Annotated in this window: 13 protein-coding genes; 1 reads left to right on the top strand and 12 read right to left on the bottom strand. The window is 71.1% G+C overall.

Annotation, left to right across the window (positions count from 1 at the left end; genetic code table 11):
* Positions 1 to 61: 61 nt before the first annotated feature.
* Positions 62 to 661, top strand: coding sequence for a helix-turn-helix domain-containing protein (locus KIP79_RS02730; protein WP_214103077.1), 600 nt, complete (start codon positions 62 to 64; stop codon positions 659 to 661).
* Here the strand turns inward: KIP79_RS02730 and KIP79_RS02735 are convergent.
* From KIP79_RS02735 to KIP79_RS02790, 12 genes are all read right to left on the bottom strand, one after another.
* Positions 658 to 1,803 (bottom strand): hypothetical protein, encoded by a 1,146-nt coding sequence (locus KIP79_RS02735; protein ID WP_214103078.1) that lies wholly within the window; start codon positions 1,801 to 1,803, stop codon positions 658 to 660. The genes KIP79_RS02730 and KIP79_RS02735 overlap by 4 nt on opposite strands.
* A gap of 4 nt (positions 1,804 to 1,807) precedes the next feature.
* Complete coding sequence (locus KIP79_RS02740; RefSeq protein ID WP_214103079.1) at positions 1,808 to 2,857, bottom strand: zinc-dependent alcohol dehydrogenase; 1,050 nt, start codon at positions 2,855 to 2,857, stop codon at positions 1,808 to 1,810.
* 25 nt (positions 2,858 to 2,882) lie between these two features.
* Positions 2,883 to 4,010, bottom strand: coding sequence for an FAS1-like dehydratase domain-containing protein (locus KIP79_RS02745; RefSeq protein ID WP_214103080.1), 1,128 nt, complete (start codon positions 4,008 to 4,010; stop codon positions 2,883 to 2,885).
* Positions 4,007 to 6,049: an acetate--CoA ligase family protein gene (locus KIP79_RS02750; protein WP_214103081.1), complete on the bottom strand. Its 2,043-nt coding sequence runs from the start codon at positions 6,047 to 6,049 to the stop codon at positions 4,007 to 4,009. The genes KIP79_RS02745 and KIP79_RS02750 overlap by 4 nt, the downstream gene beginning before the upstream one ends.
* A gap of 68 nt (positions 6,050 to 6,117) precedes the next feature.
* Positions 6,118 to 7,671 carry an AMP-binding protein gene (locus tag KIP79_RS02755; protein ID WP_308169535.1) on the bottom strand — a complete coding sequence of 518 codons (1,554 nt, stop codon included), beginning with the start codon at positions 7,669 to 7,671 and terminating at the stop codon, positions 6,118 to 6,120.
* A 4-nt stretch (positions 7,672 to 7,675) separates the two neighbouring features.
* Positions 7,676 to 9,640, bottom strand: coding sequence for an acetoacetate--CoA ligase (locus KIP79_RS02760; RefSeq protein ID WP_214103082.1), 1,965 nt, complete (start codon positions 9,638 to 9,640; stop codon positions 7,676 to 7,678).
* Between the two features lie 82 nt (positions 9,641 to 9,722).
* Complete coding sequence (locus KIP79_RS02765) at positions 9,723 to 10,355, bottom strand: PaaI family thioesterase (RefSeq protein ID WP_214103083.1); 633 nt, start codon at positions 10,353 to 10,355, stop codon at positions 9,723 to 9,725.
* On the bottom strand, positions 10,352 to 11,566 hold the full coding sequence (locus KIP79_RS02770; protein WP_214103084.1) for a cytochrome P450: 1,215 nt from the start codon (positions 11,564 to 11,566) through the stop codon (positions 10,352 to 10,354). Before KIP79_RS02770 ends, KIP79_RS02765 begins: the two co-directional genes overlap by 4 nt.
* Entirely contained in the window at positions 11,559 to 12,740 is a 1,182-nt protein-coding gene (locus tag KIP79_RS02775) for a CaiB/BaiF CoA transferase family protein (protein WP_214103085.1), read from the bottom strand. The genes KIP79_RS02770 and KIP79_RS02775 overlap by 8 nt, the downstream gene beginning before the upstream one ends.
* Positions 12,737 to 14,365: an AMP-binding protein gene (locus KIP79_RS02780; protein ID WP_214103086.1), complete on the bottom strand. Its 1,629-nt coding sequence runs from the start codon at positions 14,363 to 14,365 to the stop codon at positions 12,737 to 12,739. Before KIP79_RS02780 ends, KIP79_RS02775 begins: the two co-directional genes overlap by 4 nt.
* A gap of 23 nt (positions 14,366 to 14,388) precedes the next feature.
* On the bottom strand, positions 14,389 to 15,195 hold the full coding sequence (locus tag KIP79_RS02785; protein ID WP_214103087.1) for an ABC transporter ATP-binding protein: 807 nt from the start codon (positions 15,193 to 15,195) through the stop codon (positions 14,389 to 14,391).
* Positions 15,192 to 15,953, bottom strand: coding sequence for an ABC transporter ATP-binding protein (locus tag KIP79_RS02790; protein WP_214103088.1), 762 nt, complete (start codon positions 15,951 to 15,953; stop codon positions 15,192 to 15,194). Before KIP79_RS02790 ends, KIP79_RS02785 begins: the two co-directional genes overlap by 4 nt.

Here is a 15,953-nt window from a genome sequence, read left to right on the forward strand (position 1 = left end):
ACCCTCAGAGCCCTCGTTGACGCGGCTTTCGAATGGCCGCCCATACGATAGCGTCGCCGCCATGAAACAGGGAGACGACAGTCTCGACGCCGTCGCGCTCGGCGGGCTCATCAGGGAACGGCGTCAGGCCCAGCGGATGAGCCTGTCCCAGCTCGCCGAACGGGCCGGGGTGTCCACAAGCTTCGTCAGCCAGGTGGAACGCGGCGTCGCCAACCCCACCCTGTCCAGCCTCAAGTCCCTGGTCACCGCACTCGGCTTCAGTGTGGGGGAACTGCTGGAGAACGCCGGCCCCAAGGTGACCGGCCAGCAGCACATCGACGACGAGGTCGCGGTGCTCCGGGCCGGGGAACGGCGACGCATCGTGTACCCCGGAACGCAGATCGCCAACGAACTGCTTTCCCCCAACCTCCAGAAGCGCATGGAGATCATCTGGGTCGAGGCGGCGCCGGGGCAGGGCAGCGGCGGACACCCGCACGTGCACGAGGGCGAAGAATGCGGCGTCGTGATCTCCGGCGCCATGAAGTTCGCCGTCGGCAGCAACGAGTGGGTGCTCAACCCCCGTGACGCGATCTACTTCCCCAGCACCCGCCCGCATTCCTGGGAAAGCGTCGGCGACGAGGACCTCGTCGCGATCTGGGTGATCACCCCGCCGACGTTCTAGGTTCCGGGCAGCAGAGCCGCGACGCCGGCGGCCAGCGCCGTGTGCGTCGCCGCCGCGCCACGCGCCCTGGTCTCGACGCCGTACCGTTCGACGACCGCGAAGGCCTCCAGGCCCCGGCCTGCGTGCGCCGCGACGCGGACCAGGAAGGGACGGACCAGCCGGTCCTGGGGCGGGATCCTGACCACCAGGATGCTTCCGTGCGACTCCGTGGGCGTGGCGCCGGGGACGGTGACCTGGTGCACGGACAGCCGCTCCGGGACCGGGAAGACCCGCTCCTCGATGAGGCGACGGACGAGGCCCGGCCCCTCGTCGCCGTCGAGGGGGGTCAGCCGTGCCCTCTGGTCGCCCGGCATGCGGTCGGCGCCCACCACGATCGTCCCGCCGCGGACCCCGTTGGCGAAGGCGCACACGTCGGCCGCGAAGTAGAGCTCGCCGTCACCCTCGGGCAGGGCCGCCCACAGCTCCAGGACGGCGGAGGGCAGCCAGCCGAGCACCGCGTGGGCGTCGCCGTCGGCGATCAGCCGCCGGACGTCCTGTTCGCTTCCCCACCCGGTCATCGACAGCTCGGCCGTACGCAGCGCGCGGGTCCCCAGGTCGACGAGGTCGTGGACGGTCCGATCGGCGGCGGGCACCGCGAACGTCGCGTTCCACACGTCGGGCAGGGACCGGGACCGGTCGTTGAAGACCGACAGCAGTTCGGCGCCGGATTCCCGCGCCCACTCGGCGAGCACGCCGCGCGCGGTGGACCGCCACTCCTCGCCGACCGTTGCGAGGTCGGATCCCTGGAACTCGACCTCGAGCGTGACCCGTCCGTCCGCCCACACCTGAATCTCGACCGGGTCGCGGTTGCTCAGCTCCGGATGGAACCGTACGGCGGAGTCGCGCGACACCACCAGCGACGCGACCGGGAACGGCGCCGGGGAGCCAGGACCGGCCGGTGCGGTCAGGTGCGACTCGGGGCGCCAGCCGGTCAGCACCGAGGCGACCAGCAAGGAGATCGGCACGTCCCCGACCGCCTCGATCGAGGCGAAGCACACGTCGGGGTAGAGCACGGCCACATCCGGGCGGTCGGCGAGCCGGAACCCCTCGATGCCGGCCTTGATCGCACCGGCGGTCGTGCCCCTCGGCCCGTCGGTCATCATGGTCCTAGACCTCCCCCTTCGGTGCCACGACCACCCGCCGGATCGAGCCGTGGTGACCCCGGAGCAGTTCGAGGGCCGATTCCGCCTCGTCGAGTCCCAGCACGTTGGACACGGAGCGGGAGAAGTCCAGCCGACCGGCCGCCACCAGCGCCACGAGCTGCTCGATCGTGTCCAGCCGGAACCCACCCGAGCCGATGATCGAGATCTCCCGGCGGGCGATCGACGCCGAGGGCGGCAGGACCACGTTGTCGTCGGTCAGCCCCACCACGACCAGGCGGCCGCCCTTGCCCACCGAGCGGAACGCCGCGGCGATCGCCTCCGACGAGCCGGCGAAGACACCGGCCAGGTCGACCCCACGTCCACCGTTGGCCTCGCGCATCCGGTCGCCGAGCGACTCGTCGCCGGCGAGGAAGGCGTGGTCGGCCCCGAGCGACCGGGCGTGCTCCAACTGCTCGGCTCTGGTGTCTACGGCGATGATCCGCGCCGCGCCGAACGCCTTCGCCAGCTGGACGGCGTGCTGGCCGAGCCCGCCGACGCCGAAGATGGCGACGGTCTCCCCGGGCTGCAGCCGCCCGCGCTGGTACAGCGCGTGAAACGGCGTCGGTATCGCGTCGGTCAGGATGGCCCCCACCTCATCGGACACCCCGTCGGGCAGACGGACCAGGTTGACGGCCGGCGCGGTCATGTACTCCGCGACGGCGCCGTCGTGGTTGAGGCCGATGACCGAGCCGCGGGCGCAGATCTCGCTCATCCCCCGGGAGCACAGGTGGCAGCGTCCGCAGCTGACGATCGACGAGGCGGCCACCCGGTCGCCGGTCGCCCAGCCGCGCACCGTCCGGCCCAGGGCGACGATCCGGCCCGCGGGCTCGTGCCCCAGAGTCAGCTCCGGCCTGGTGATCAGCCCGGCCCCGGGACTATAGGCGGCCTGCACATCGGTGCCGCACAGTCCCGCCGCGCTGACCTGGATGAGCACCTCGTCGTCCCGCGGCACCGGGACGGGGACCTCGGCGAGGCGGGCGCCCACCTCGCCCCGGGTCACGCGCAGCGCCTTCATCGTCGTCCTTCCTGGCCGGGAGCCGTCACGCCCGGCCATAGTCGTCGGCGACGACCACGGCGGTCGCGGACGCGGTCGGCTCGCCGAGGTGGTTGGTCGCCGTTAGTTCCAAGGTGTACCGCGAAGCGGCCACGCCGACGACCGTGCCCCCGATGCGGACCACGTCGCCGAAGATCTCCGGACGCCCCAGCCTGACGTTCAGTTCGGCCAGGAAGGCGCCGTCCCCCATCCAGTTCGACACGCAGTGGGCGAACCAGCCGACGCGTTGCGGGCCGTTGTTGTAGGCCCCCGGCATGCCGAGCTCACGGGCCGCGGTGGTGTCCTGGTGGCCGATGCTCGGCAGCACCCGCTCCCAGAAGTACGAGGGGTCGTAGTTCGACGGCAGCCGCCGCGGATCGGTGCGCGCCCATTCGCGGTACTTCCAGGCGAGCTCGACGGACTTGTAGCCAGGGCTTCCCGGGCATCCGGCGTAGTACGCCGTCATGTCGATGCGTCCGATGGGCCCCTTGACGACGGCGGGCACCTCCTCCCCTACCGCCACACCACTCAGCGCCTCCGGCCCCCGCCGGTACTCCGACACCGCCTCCGACCGGATCTCGTCGAGCTGGGCGTCGGACCACACCGTCTCGTCGCGGGGCTCGAACGACAACCCGTCGGTCGCGGCGCGCCGGGGAACCCGGAACGTGCGGGCGACGGACTCGGCGATCAGTTCACCGTCCTGGTTCTCGTAGCGGCAGAGCGCCGACTGGATGACCATGTCGGCCGCGTTGCGCCCGGACCGGCGGACGACCGGGCCGAAGGCGGCGGACGCGATGACGCGGTCGCCTCGCCTGACCCGCCGGTGGAAGGTCCAGTCGGTGCCCGCGTAGATCGGCTGGACGCCGGGCATTCCCGCGCCGATGGCGCCGTCGAACGCGGTGAACGGGAACGTCGGCGGAGCGATCAGCGTGCCGTACGGCGTCGCCTCGGCGTACCCGGGGTCGCAGTAGAGGGGGTTGTCGTCGCCGAGACCCCAGGCGTAGTGCCGGACCGAGTCCCAGGACGCCTCGTGGTTCCACTGCTCGATCCGGATCGGCGTTCCCTCGAGCGACCGAACGCGCGCGATCTCCGCTTCGGTGATGTCCGAGATCAGGTCGAAGTTGACCGCTGTCATGCTGATGCCGCTCCTTCTGGGCTGTTGGTGGTCGCCGGCCGACCGGCCGCGTCCACGAGGCTGATCCCGTTCTCATGCACGATGACCGGATTGAGCTCAAGGAACTCCAGGCCACCCGCGACCGCGGCGAGCGCCTGGGACACGACTCGGGACAGCTCCTCGATGTCGTAGCGTTTTCCGCCTCGGTAGGACTCCAGCAGCTCGCCGATCCGGGAGGCGCGCAACACATCGAGCCGGCGCCGCTCCGGCCAGCCGCTCCAGACCACCGCCTGGCCGGACATCAGCTCGGCCAGGGTCCCGCCGGGCCGGACGAACGCCACCGGCCCGAACTCGGGATCGTCGAGCACGGAGACCAGGACTTCGAAGCCGTCCGGCGCCAGGTCCTGCACCATGACCGCGTCGCCGTACCGCCGGCACACCGCCCGGACGGCCTCGACGGCCTCGACGGCCTCATCCGCCGTACGCACGACGCGCACGGCGCCCAGTTCCGTACGGTGCAGAATCGTCCTGCCCGCGGCCTTGACGACATAGGGAGGCACCGCCAGGTCGACTGCCGGTTCGTCGGCGAGCACCCGCCAGCGAACCCAGGGCAGATCGTCAGGGAGCCGGTCGGCCACCCACTCGATCCCGCGCAGGTCCGCCGGACTCGTATGGTCGTGTTCCGGCTCGGTGTCTCCGGTGGGCGCGGCGGCACACAAGGCGATCGCGCGCACCGCCCGGTCGACCGTCGGCAGGTAGGCGATGCCCGCGCCGCGAAGCGCCTCGGTCAGGTGCGCGGGCATGGTGTCGTCCTCGGACAGGGAGGTCAGCACGACGGGCGCGGCGGGCGCGGCCACCACCTTCGCGACGAGTTCCTCGCGGTCGTGCGCGAGCGAGGATTCCACGCCCACCACGATGTCCACCGACCGGCTGGTGCCCATCGCGCCGACGGCGTCGGTGAAGACACCGGTCTCGTTGATGAACGGCACGTCGAGCGGGTTCTGCGGGCGCAGCCGGTCATCCAGCGGAAGGTGCTCGCCGGCGACCGCGGCCATACGCAGCCGAGGGTCCTGAGCCACCCGGTCCGCGCCGATCACCCCGGCGGCGCCCGAGACGGACACCAATGACACCGACGGCAGCGCGGTACGCAGCAGGCCGGGGTTCGCCCCGGCCACGACGAGGGCGTCGGCCAGCTCCGCCAGGCTGGCGACCTGCCGGACACCCGCCTGCGCGAGGATCGCCTCCGACGCGTCCGCCGACCCCACGACGCGACCGGTGTGCCCGGCCGCCGCCATGCGTCCGCTCTCGCTGTGTGCCGCCTTGAGCAGGAACAGCGGTTTGCCCGTCGAGCGGAGCACGGACTCCAGCCGACCGAGCCAGTGCCGGTCGGTCACGCCTTCGAGGAACATCCCGACGGCGTCCACGTCCTGGCGCTCCAGCAGCCCGGTGGCGAGCTCGATGGCGCCGGTGTCGGTCTCGTCACCGGTGCTGAACCACTGGTTCAACCCCACGTGCCGGCGGATCAGGCTCTGCAGCAGGCTGTTGCCGAGGGCTCCGCTCTGGGTGACCAGTCCGACCCTGCCCGGCCGCGGCACGTCCTGCAGCAGCACGCTGGAGAAGGTCAGGTACGACGACGCGGCCACCCCGAGGGTTCCGACGCAGTTGGGACCGATGATCCGCAGTGTGCTCGACGCCGCCAGGCGGTCCAGGTCCCGGCGGGCCGGCCCGTCGCGGTCCTCGAAGCCGCTGGCGATGACGACCGCGGCCCTGGCTCCGATCTCCTCGGCCTGGCGCAGCGCGGCGACCACTCCCTCCGCGGGCAGGGCCACCAAGGCGACGTCGACCGAGCCCGGCTCAAGTTCGAGCAGGGACCGTACCGTGGTGACGCCCGGCAGGTCGGCCCGCGCGTTGACGGCGTAGATCCGTCCGGCGTACCCGAGCCTCTTGAGGTAGTCCAGCGGCCGGCCGGACAACCGCCGGGGGTCGGCCGACGCACCCACCACGGCGACGCTCGCCGGCCGCGCCAGCAGCTCGACAAGCGCGCTCCCTTCCAACCGCACGCGGCCACCCCTTTTCTGCCCATCAGATTGCTTTCATTCACAGTACAAGATTTGTACTGACAGTGCAATCATTCGCGGGCCCGCTGGCGGAGCACATGCTTCTGCAACTTTCCGGTGGAGGTCTTGGGGATCTCGCCGAACACGAAGGCCTTCGGAACCTTGAACCCGGCGATGTGCTCGCGCACGAAGGCCACCAGCTCATCGGGTGACACCGCACAACCCGGGCGTACGCTCACGTAGGCGACCGGCACCTCTCCCCAGCGGTCGTCCGGCACCCCCACGACCGCGCTCTCCAGCACCGCGGGATGTCCGTCGAGAACGCGCTCGACCTCGACGGAGGCGATGTTCTCGCCGCCCGAGATGATGACGTCCTTGCGCCGGTCAGTGATCTCGATGTACCCGTCGGGATGACGCACGGCCAGGTCTCCGGTGCGGAACCAGCCGTCCGGGACGGCCGCGGCGGTCGCCGCTTCGTCCCGGTAGTAGCCGAGCATGACGTTGTTGCCGCGTACGGCGATCTCGCCCGAGGTCCGGGCGTCGGCCGGCACGTCCCGCCCCTCCGCGTCGACGACGCGGACCGGCGTGGCGATCACGTTGCCCACGCCCTGACGCGCCTTCAGCCTGGCCACCGTCTCCGGGGAGCCCGCGTCCCACCGGCTCTGCCAGTCGTTGACCACGATGGGCCCGAACGTCTCGGTGAGGCCGTAGAGATGCTGCACCGACATGTTCAGCGCCTCGAACCGCTTCAGCAGCGCCGGAGAGGGCGGCGCGCCTCCGGTGCCGACGCGGACCGGTGACGGAAGCCGCGGCCCGGCGGCCCCGTCGGCGTCGGCGATGAGCCGCAGCACCGCGGGCGCCCCGCTCAGGTGCGTGATGCCGTCGGCGCGCAGCCGGCGCCAGATCAGCGCGGGATCCACGGCACGCAGGCAGACGTGCGTGCCGCCCGCCGCCGTGACCGCCCAGGTGAAGCACCATCCGTTGCAGTGGAACATCGGCAGGGTCCACAGGTACCGGCTGTCCGAGCTGAGCGACGCGTGGAACGCCATCGCCAGCGCCTGCAGGTACGCGCCGCGGTGGTGGTACATCACGCCCTTGGGCCGTCCGGTCGTGCCGCTGGTGTAGTTGATCGCGAGCAGACCCCGTTCGTCGTCCACGGGTACCGTCGCCGGTGCGGCACCGGCCATTGCGGACTCGTACTCGTCCGCCGCCTCGCCGGCGACGAGCAACCGTGCGCCGGTCCGTTCGGCCACCGCCCGCGCGACGGCGGCCAGCTCATCCGTCGCGACCAGCAGGCGCGCCCCGGAATGGTCGACGATGTAGACCAGCTCGTCCACGGCGAGCCGGAAGTTCAGCGGTACCAGCACGGCGCCGCGCATCGGGACGGCGTTGTGCAGTTCGAGCATCACGTGGCTGTTGGTGCACAACGCGGCCACCCGGTCGCCCGGTCCCACGCCGTACGCCGCGAGCACGCCGGTCAGCGCGAGGCTGCGCGCCCCGAACTGCGCGTACGTGAAGGTGCGGTCGCCGTCCACGACCGCGATGCTCTCGGCGTGGACGTGCGTCGAGCGCCGGAGGAAAGCCGTCGGCGTCAGGGGTTCGAACCCGGGTTGCGGCTGCTCCACCGGGTCAAGCCTTCGCTGAGGCGCGTTGCCTGGCCAGTTCCACGAAGGGGCCGAGCGCCTCGGGGTTCGCCAGCGTGCCGCGGCTGGTCACGGTGTCCGGATCGGCGCCTTCCAGGATCCGGCGGATGGGCACCTCCAGACGCTTGCCCGTGAGGGTCTTCGGCAGGTCCGCGACGGCGTGGATGGCGTCGGGCACGTGCCGGGGCGACAGGCGCCTCGCCAGCTCGCCTCTGACCCTGTCCGCCAGGGACGCGTCCAGCCGGACCCCGTCCGCGAGGACCAGGAACAGCATGAGCTCGCCGTCCTTGCTGGAGCCCGACTGGACGTGCACCACGACGCTCTCGCAGATCTCCGGCATCGCCTCCAGCGCGGCGTAGTACTCGGACGGGCCGAGCCGCACGCCGGCCCTGTTCAGGGTGGCGTCGGACCGGCCGATCACCGCGCACGAGCCGTCCTCGTAGAAGATCGCCCAGTCCTGCTGGTCCCAGACGTCCGGGAAGTTCTGGTAGTAGGTCTCCCGCAGCCGGGTCTCGCCGTCCTCACCCCACAGCGCCTTGGGCATGGACGGCAGCGGCGTCGTCACCACGAGCTCGCCGGGCGCACCGATGACCGGTTTGCCTGCCTCGTCCCACGCCTCGACCCGGACGCCGAGGTACACGCAGGCCTGACGCCCGGACCGGACCGGAACCAGCGGGGAACCCCCGATGAACGTCCCGGCCACGTCGGTGCCTCCGCTGGAGCAGCCCACCAGGATGTCGGCACGGACCTCGCGGTAGAACCATTCCCAGCCCTCGGGCGGGAACGGCGACCCGCCGATCAGCGCGACCCGCATCGGCGCGAGGTCGAAGTCCCTGCCCGGCTTCATGCCCGCCTCCTTGCACGCCAGCACGAACGCCGTGGACGCTCCGAAGTGGGTGATTCCGAGGTCGCCGATCATCCGCCACTGCTTGTCGAGCCCGTCGTGGGTCGGGCTCCCGTCCATCACGACGATGGAGGCGCCGGCCGTGAGCGCGGAGATGCTGATGTTCCACACCACCCAGCCCGTGGTGGAGAACCAGAAGAACCGGTCGCCGGGGCCGAGGTCGGCGTGCAGGCCCAGCCACTTGTGGTGCTCGAGCAACGGACCACCATGCGAGTGGGGCACCGCCTTGGGCAGGCCGGTCGTGCCCGAGGTGAAGAGCACGTACAGCGGGTGGTCGAAGGGGACGCTCTCGAACTCGACCTCGCCGGGCTCGGCGAAGACCTCGTCCCACGTCCTGATGCCCTCCGGCTGGCGGTCGGGTCTCAGGTACGGCAGCCACACCACGCTCTCCACGCTCGGCAGCGCGGCCAGGATCTCGCGCACCAGGTCGCCGCGGTCGAAGTCCCTGCCGCCGAACCGGTAGCCGTCGACCGCGATGACGACCTTCGGCGCCACCTGGCTGAGCCGGTCCACCACGCTGTTCACGCCGAACTCGGGCGGGCACACCGACCAGATCGCGCCCAGGCTGGCCACGGCGAGAAAGGCGGCGATCGTCTCGGGGATGTGCGGCAGGTAGCCGGCGACCCGGTCGCCCTTGCCCACCCCCATCTCGACCAGGCCGCGGCGGATGCGCCCGACCATGTCACGCAGCTCGTCGGCGGTCACGTCATGCGCGCCGCGCGCCTCGGACACGGCACGGATGACCGTGCCCTCCGGCATGCCGCGGAACACGTGCTCGGCGTAGTTCAGGGTGGCCCCGACGAACCATTCCGCGTCGGGGACCCGGAGCGTCGTGAGCACGGTCTCGGGAGGCGTGTCGAACCGGACGCCGGCGAACTCGGCCAGCTCGGCGTAGAAGGTCCCGACATTCTCCACCGACCATCGCCAGAAGGCGTCGTAGGTGTCCAGGGCGACGCCGTGGCGCATCTCGATGCGTTCCATCAGCCGACCCATCCTGGTGCGCTGCCTGGCGTTCGCCGGCGGCGTCCACAGCACATCGCCGTCCATCGGGCCTCACTTCCTTTTTTGCACTGTGGGTGCAGCTTTGCATTGTGAATTTAACGTGTCAACCGTCACAGCTGCCCGAGGATCACTGCTGATGGGCCAGGAGACGCACGAACAGCCCCATCGCCTCGGCGAGAATTTCACTGTCAGATCTCAGGGCTCCGCCGACGAACACCTTGCGCCCCTCGATCCGGCTGGTGTGCGCGGTGACGATCAGCTCGGTCTCGATGGGAACGACGCGGCGGTAATCCACACTGAGCGACGCCGTCCGGGCCCGCGGTTTCCCCGGCGCGTTGGCCACCTGGCCGAGCAGGTCGTCGAACACCAGCGAGATCGCCCCGCCGTGTACCGCGCCGTTGCTCCCCAGGTAGAACCGCCCGAAGGAGACCCGGGCCGTGACCGAGTCTCCGTCGAACGCGTCGATCTCCAACGGCGGAACGAACGTCTGGCCTCGCGCGACCGCGGCGAACTGGCGGCCGGCCACCTGGTCGGGCTCCCCGACCTGGTACCGCGCGAGCGCGGCGACCAGTTCCTCGATGGTGTCCGCCGAGCGAGCCGCCAGCGCCGGTGGCGGGCGCGAGGCGGTGAACTTGTCCTGCAGTCCGCGGACCGCGTCGGCCATCCGGGTAAAGGCGGGATCCTCCGTACCGGGCGGCTGGCGCCGGCCGAGCCAGAGGTTGAAGTGCTCGCGCACGCCAGGGACCTCCGAGGCGCTCATCGCGCGGACGCGGACGACGGGATCCTGACCGGCAGCGACTCCGGCCCGCGCGTGTTGCCACCGCTCCAGCGCACCTCGGGTGACGCCGGTACGAACTCCGGGATCCGGGTGAGCCACTCCTCAAGCGCCACGCGCAGTTCCATCTGTGCCAGCTGTGCGCCCAGGCATCGGTGAATGCCAAGACCGAACGCCAGGTGACGCGGGCGGTGCGCGGAGATGCGCACCTCGCTCGACGCCGGATGCACCGCCGGGTCCAGGTTCGCCGCGGCCCACGGCAGCACCACCCGATCGCCCGCACGGAGGGTGCGGCCCCCGATCGTGGCGTCCCTGGTGACCACCCTGCCGATCGTGACGGGGGCGTACACCCGCAGGAACTCCTCGACGGCGTTGGGGATGAGCTCGGGCCTGCGCGCCAGGAGCCGGCGATGTTCCGGGTGCGCGGCCAGGTGCCACAACGCCGACCCGAGTGCGCTCCACGTGGTGTCGATGCCGGCGATGAGCATGAGGAAGCACATGCCGACGATCCGCTCGTCGCTCAGCGGCTCGCCCTCGGCCCGCCTGCGGAGCAGGTGGCCCATGACTCCCCCGGCCTCACCCGGCGTCGAAGAGTGCAGCCGGGCCCTGAAGTAGCTCTGGATGGCGCGGACGGCCTCGGCCCTTGCCGCGTAGTCCTGCGCGCCGTCCTTGAGCATCCGGAGCGTCCATTGCCGGAACAACTCCTCGTCGGCCGCGGGCAGGTCGAGCATCTTCGTGGTCACCACGACGGGGATCACGCGCGCGTACTCCGCGACCGCGTCGACCGGGTGGCCCGCCCTGACCGCGTCGGAAGTCACGATCGACGCCACCAGCTCGCGGGCCGTGCGCCGGGTCAACGGTTCGAGCCCGGCCACCGCCTCCTTGCCGAACAACGGCATCAGCAGCCTGCGGTCGCGTGCGTGGTCCGGCGGATCGGAGCTGACCGGCGGGATCTTCAGTTCGCGTCCGGGCGCCGGCACCGGCCCGGTGACCTCACCCGCTCGGGACGAGAACGTGTCGGGATCGAGGGCGACGGCGCAGATGTCCCCGTGCCGCGAGAGCAGCCACGCACCGCCGCGACTGTCGCTGTGGGCGACCGGGCAGCGGTCCCGCATCGGCCTCCAGATCGACTCCGGGTCGGCCAGGTAGCCGGGGTCGTAGAGGTCGAAGCCGTCGAAGTCGGTGCGCTCACTCATTGGCGTCCCCTCGCGCGATGACCTTTGCCGCCCGCAGATCCGCGACATCGGCGGCGGAGAACCCCCAGTCGGCCAGCGCCTCGGCGGTGTGCTCGCCGGGACGGGCGGGTGGCCGGGTCAACCGGGCCGGGGTACGGCTGAACCGGGGCGCGGGGGCGGGCTGCAGAACGCCGTCGTTGCGTACGAAGGTGCCGCGCGCGCTGAGGTGCTCGTCCGCCTCCACCTCCTCGGGACCCAGAACGGGCGCGACGCACGCGTCCAGGCCGGCGGCCAGCGCACACCACTCCTCGCGGGTGCGGCTCCTGACGACGGCCGCGAAGGTTGCCTTCAGCTCCGGCCAGGTCGCCGGATCGTCCCGGTCCGGCAGGTCCACGGCGTCGAGTTCGAACAGCTTCAGCAGGGCGGCGTAGAAGCGCGGCTCGACGGCGGCGACGCTGAGCCAGCGGCCGTCCGCGGTCTCGTACACCTCGTAGTAGGGCGCCCCGCTGTCGATCATGTTGGTCCCCCGATCGAGCGACCATTCGCCGGTCTGCACCCAGCCGAAGAACTGCGTCGCCAGTACGGCGGCGCCGTCCACCATGGCCGCGTCGACGACCTGACCCCGACCCGACAGGTTTCGTTCGAGCAGTGCGGCCAGCAGGCCAAAGGCCAGGATGAGGCCGCCTCCGCCGATGTCGCCGACCAGGTTCAACGGCGGTGTCGGCGGCTGTCCGTGCCGGCCGACCATGCTGAGCACGCCGTTGGCGGCGATGTAGTTGAGGTCGTGGCCGACGGTCTGCGCGCCGGGCCCGTCCTGGCCGTAACCGGTCATCCGGCCGTAGACCAGCCGCGGATTGCGGGCCAGGCACTCCGCCGGCCCGATGCCCAGGCGTTCGGCCACCCCCGGGCGAAAGCCCTCGATCAACACGTCGGCCTGTTCGACGAGGCGCAGCACGACACCGGGGCCGTGTGGATGCTTCAGGTCGACCCCGGCCGAACGCCGGCCGCGGTTCATCAGCTCGTGCGCGTGGTCGCTGCCGGGCCCGACCGGTCCCGCGCCGTCCAGGCGGTCGACGCGGATCACCTCGGCGCCCAGGTCGGCGAGCATCATGGCGCAGAACGGCCCGGGGCCGATCGACCCGATCTCGACGACACGCAGGGCCGCCAGGGGCCCGTGGGGGTCCCGCGCGTTCACGAGGTCACCGCGCCCTGCCGCGCCCGGGACTTGCCGCTGAGCCGGATCCCCGCCTTCTCCCGGTCCCAGCAGCCTTCCGTGCCGGCCGCCCGGATCTTCTCCTTCTGCATCTTGCCGCTTGGCGTGAACGGCAGTTCGCCGAGGAACTCCACGTACCGCGGGACGGCGAAATACGGCATGTTCGCGATGCAGTGCTCGATGAACTCCTCGTAGCCGAGGGTCGCCCCGTCCCTCAGCACGACGCTGGCCTTGACCTCCTGTTCGGCCATCTCGCTCCGCACGCCGACGACGCCGACCTGCAGCACCGCGGGATGGCGGATGATCGCGGTCTCCACCTCGTACGACGAGATGTTCTCGCCGCGCCGCCGCAGGTAGTCGTCCTTACGATCCTCGAAGTAGAAGTAGTCGTCCTCGTCGATGCGCCCCAGGTCACCGGTGTGGAACCACAGGTTTCTGAACTTGAGGGCGGTCGCCTCGGGTTCGCCGTAGTAGCCCTCGAAGATCGAGTGCGGCTGCATCGGCCGGACGACCACCTCGCCGACCTCGCCCCTCGGCAGCTCGAAGTCGTTGTCGTCGAAGACGCGCACGTCGAAGTACTCCCGCACGATCTTCCCCGACGATCCCGGCCGCAACGGGATGTCCGGGCCCGTGCGCGAGAGCGGGGCCGCCTCGCTCAGGCCGTAGACGCTCTCGAACTTGCATTTCCAGCGTTCTTCCATCGCGGGTTGCAGCGAAGGGGGTGGCGCCGGCACCCCCACCACGGTGTCTATGCCCTCGTCGTCGGACGGCTCCCGGGTCCACAGCAGCATCGCCACGGAACCGAGCATGAGGGTGGCGTTGCAGTTCTCCTCCCTGATCCGCCGCCAGAACCCCGAAACGCTCAGGCGCTCGTCCTGGACGCAGCGCACGCCGCGCCGCATCGCACCCAGCACGGCGATGCCCTTCGCCGCGAGATGGAACAGCGGCCCGCAGGAATAGAAGGTGTCCTCGGGGCCTCGGTACCAGATCTGTGCCTCGATCTCCGCGAAGTTGCACAGGTAGTTCTGGGTCATCGTGGCGCCCTTGGAGGGGCCGGTCGTCCCGGACGTGAAGGTGATCGTGGACGGGTCGGTCCACCGGGGATCGACCAGGTCGGAGAGTGGTCCGTCGTCGCAGTCCCGGAGCGCGGCGACGGTGCTCACGGTCACGCCGGGGACGCGCGGCGTCTGGTGGCCCCGCACCACGAGGTGGCGGAGCGAGGGCACCTCGCCGAGTATCTCCAGCACGGTCGGCACCAGCGCGTCATCGACCACCATCACCTCGGCGCCGCTGGCCCGGAGCTGGTGTGAGAGGAACGTGCCACGGTACGCGGTGTTGATCATCACCTCGATGGCCCGCAGCCGGGCCGTGGCGAACTGGATGAGCACCTGGTCGGCGCAGTTCTCCGCCAGCACGGCCACCACGGAGCCGCGCCCGACACCGAGCTGCCGGAGCCCGCGCGCCATGGCGTTGGAGCGGCGCACGAGGTCGGCGTAGGTGAGATCGTCGCCGACGATGGTCAGGGCCACCTTCTCGGGCGCCGCCTCCGCCTGCTTGAGCAGCATGCCGGTCAGGGTGCGGTCGAGAAACAAGGAGGAGTCGGTCATTGGACCTCCGGCTGTCGTCGATTTCAGGCTGACTCGGACACGTCTGCGTGGGTGTCGTCGACACCGAGGTAGGCGGCCAGCACCCGGGCGTCGGTCGCGATCACCTCCGGGGTGTCGACCACGATGCACTCGCCCCAGTCGAGGACGGCGACGCGATCGCTGACCTCCATCACCAGGCCCACGTCGTGCTCGATGAGAACGACCGAGCACGAGCCTTCCCCGCGCAGGTGTTTGATGATCCGTACGAGGGCGGCGCGGTCCGCGTCGCTGGTCCCGGCGGCCGGCTCGTCGAGCAGCAGGGTGGTCGGGCGCAGGGCCAGCGCCCGTGCCATCTCGACCCTCTTCTGCAGGCCGTACGGCAGTGAGCCGGCCCGCTCGTCGGCGGCGTGTTCCAGATTCAGCAGTTCGAGCAGCGGCTCCACCTCGCCACGCAGCCGGCGTTCTGCCCGCCGCGCCGGTCCGATCCCGAGGGCGGCCTTGACCACCCCGTAGCCGAGCCGGAGGTGGCAGCCGAGCAGCACGTTCTCGCGCACGGTCAGGTCGCCGCAGAGCTGGTTGTGCTGGAAGGTCCTGGCGATCCCGGTGGCCACGATCGACTCCGGTGACAGGCCGGTCAGCGGCGTTCCCCGGTACCGGACCGAACCCGCGCTGGGTGGGTAGATGCCGGTGACCGCGTTGATCAGGCTGGTCTTGCCGGCGCCGTTGGGGCCGATGATGCCGAGCACCTCGTCCGGATGGTGCGTGAGGGAGACCTCGCGCAGCGCGACCACGCCGCCGAAGCGCAGACCGAGCCGGTCGATCACGAGTTCGCCCGGAAGCGAGCCTTTCACAGCAGTTCCTCCGATCGGCTCAGGTCCGCGACCCCGAGGTAGCGGGCCGTCGTGTCACCCGCCTGCCGCAGTTCGTCACTGGTGCCCTGGGCGACGACCGTCCCCTGGTCGAGGACGTACGCGCGGTCCACGAACCGCAGGGACATCACGACCGCCTGCTCGATCATGAGGACGGCGGTTCCCTCATCGGCCGCGCGCGCCGCCAGGCCGTCGAGGATCTCCGTGACGATTCGCGGCGCGAGTCCGAGGGAGAGCTCGTCGGCGACGATCAGGCGGGGTCTGGCCAGCAGGGCGCGGGCGACGGCCAGCATCTGCTGCTCGCCGCCGGACAGCAACCCCGCCATGGATCTGCGACGCTCGCCGAGCACCGGATACATCGCGTACGCCTCGGCGACGGCGGGGCGACGCGAACGGGGCATCGCCGCGAGCACCAGCCGCAGGTTGTCCTCAACCGTCATGTTGCTGATCACGCCACGGCCCTCGGGTATGGTGACCACCCCCGCACCGAGCACCCGCCAGGCCGGCCACCGGGTCATGTCCTTGCCGGCGAGCGAGATCCGGCCATGGCGGACGGTGGCCCGGAAGGCGGAGGACAGGCCGGTCACCGCACGGGCCACCGTGGTCTTGCCCGCGCCGTTGGCGCCGACGATGCCGACCCGCTCGCCCGCGCCCACCTCGATGGAGACGCCCCGCAGGGCGTGTGCTCCGCTGGCGTAGGCGACGTCGAGGTCGCGAACCGAGAGGAACTGCTGCCGCAC

Source organism: Acrocarpospora catenulata (genome assembly GCF_018476525.1).
Taxonomy (GTDB): domain Bacteria; phylum Actinomycetota; class Actinomycetes; order Streptosporangiales; family Streptosporangiaceae; genus Acrocarpospora; species Acrocarpospora catenulata.

Coding starts and splice junctions, on each gene's coding strand:
- KIP79_RS02780 (WP_214103086.1), bottom strand. CDS start 14,365: ATGACCGACTCCTCCTTGTTTCTCGACCGCACCCTGACCGGCATGCTG.
- KIP79_RS02740 (WP_214103079.1), bottom strand. CDS start 2,857: ATGAAGGCGCTGCGCGTGACCCGGGGCGAGGTGGGCGCCCGCCTCGCC.
- KIP79_RS02760 (WP_214103082.1), bottom strand. CDS start 9,640: ATGGACGGCGATGTGCTGTGGACGCCGCCGGCGAACGCCAGGCAGCGC.
- KIP79_RS02765 (WP_214103083.1), bottom strand. CDS start 10,355: ATGAGCGCCTCGGAGGTCCCTGGCGTGCGCGAGCACTTCAACCTCTGG.
- KIP79_RS02735 (WP_214103078.1), bottom strand. CDS start 1,803: ATGATGACCGACGGGCCGAGGGGCACGACCGCCGGTGCGATCAAGGCC.
- KIP79_RS02770 (WP_214103084.1), bottom strand. CDS start 11,566: ATGAGTGAGCGCACCGACTTCGACGGCTTCGACCTCTACGACCCCGGC.
- KIP79_RS02730 (WP_214103077.1), top strand. CDS start 62: ATGAAACAGGGAGACGACAGTCTCGACGCCGTCGCGCTCGGCGGGCTC.
- KIP79_RS02745 (WP_214103080.1), bottom strand. CDS start 4,010: ATGACAGCGGTCAACTTCGACCTGATCTCGGACATCACCGAAGCGGAG.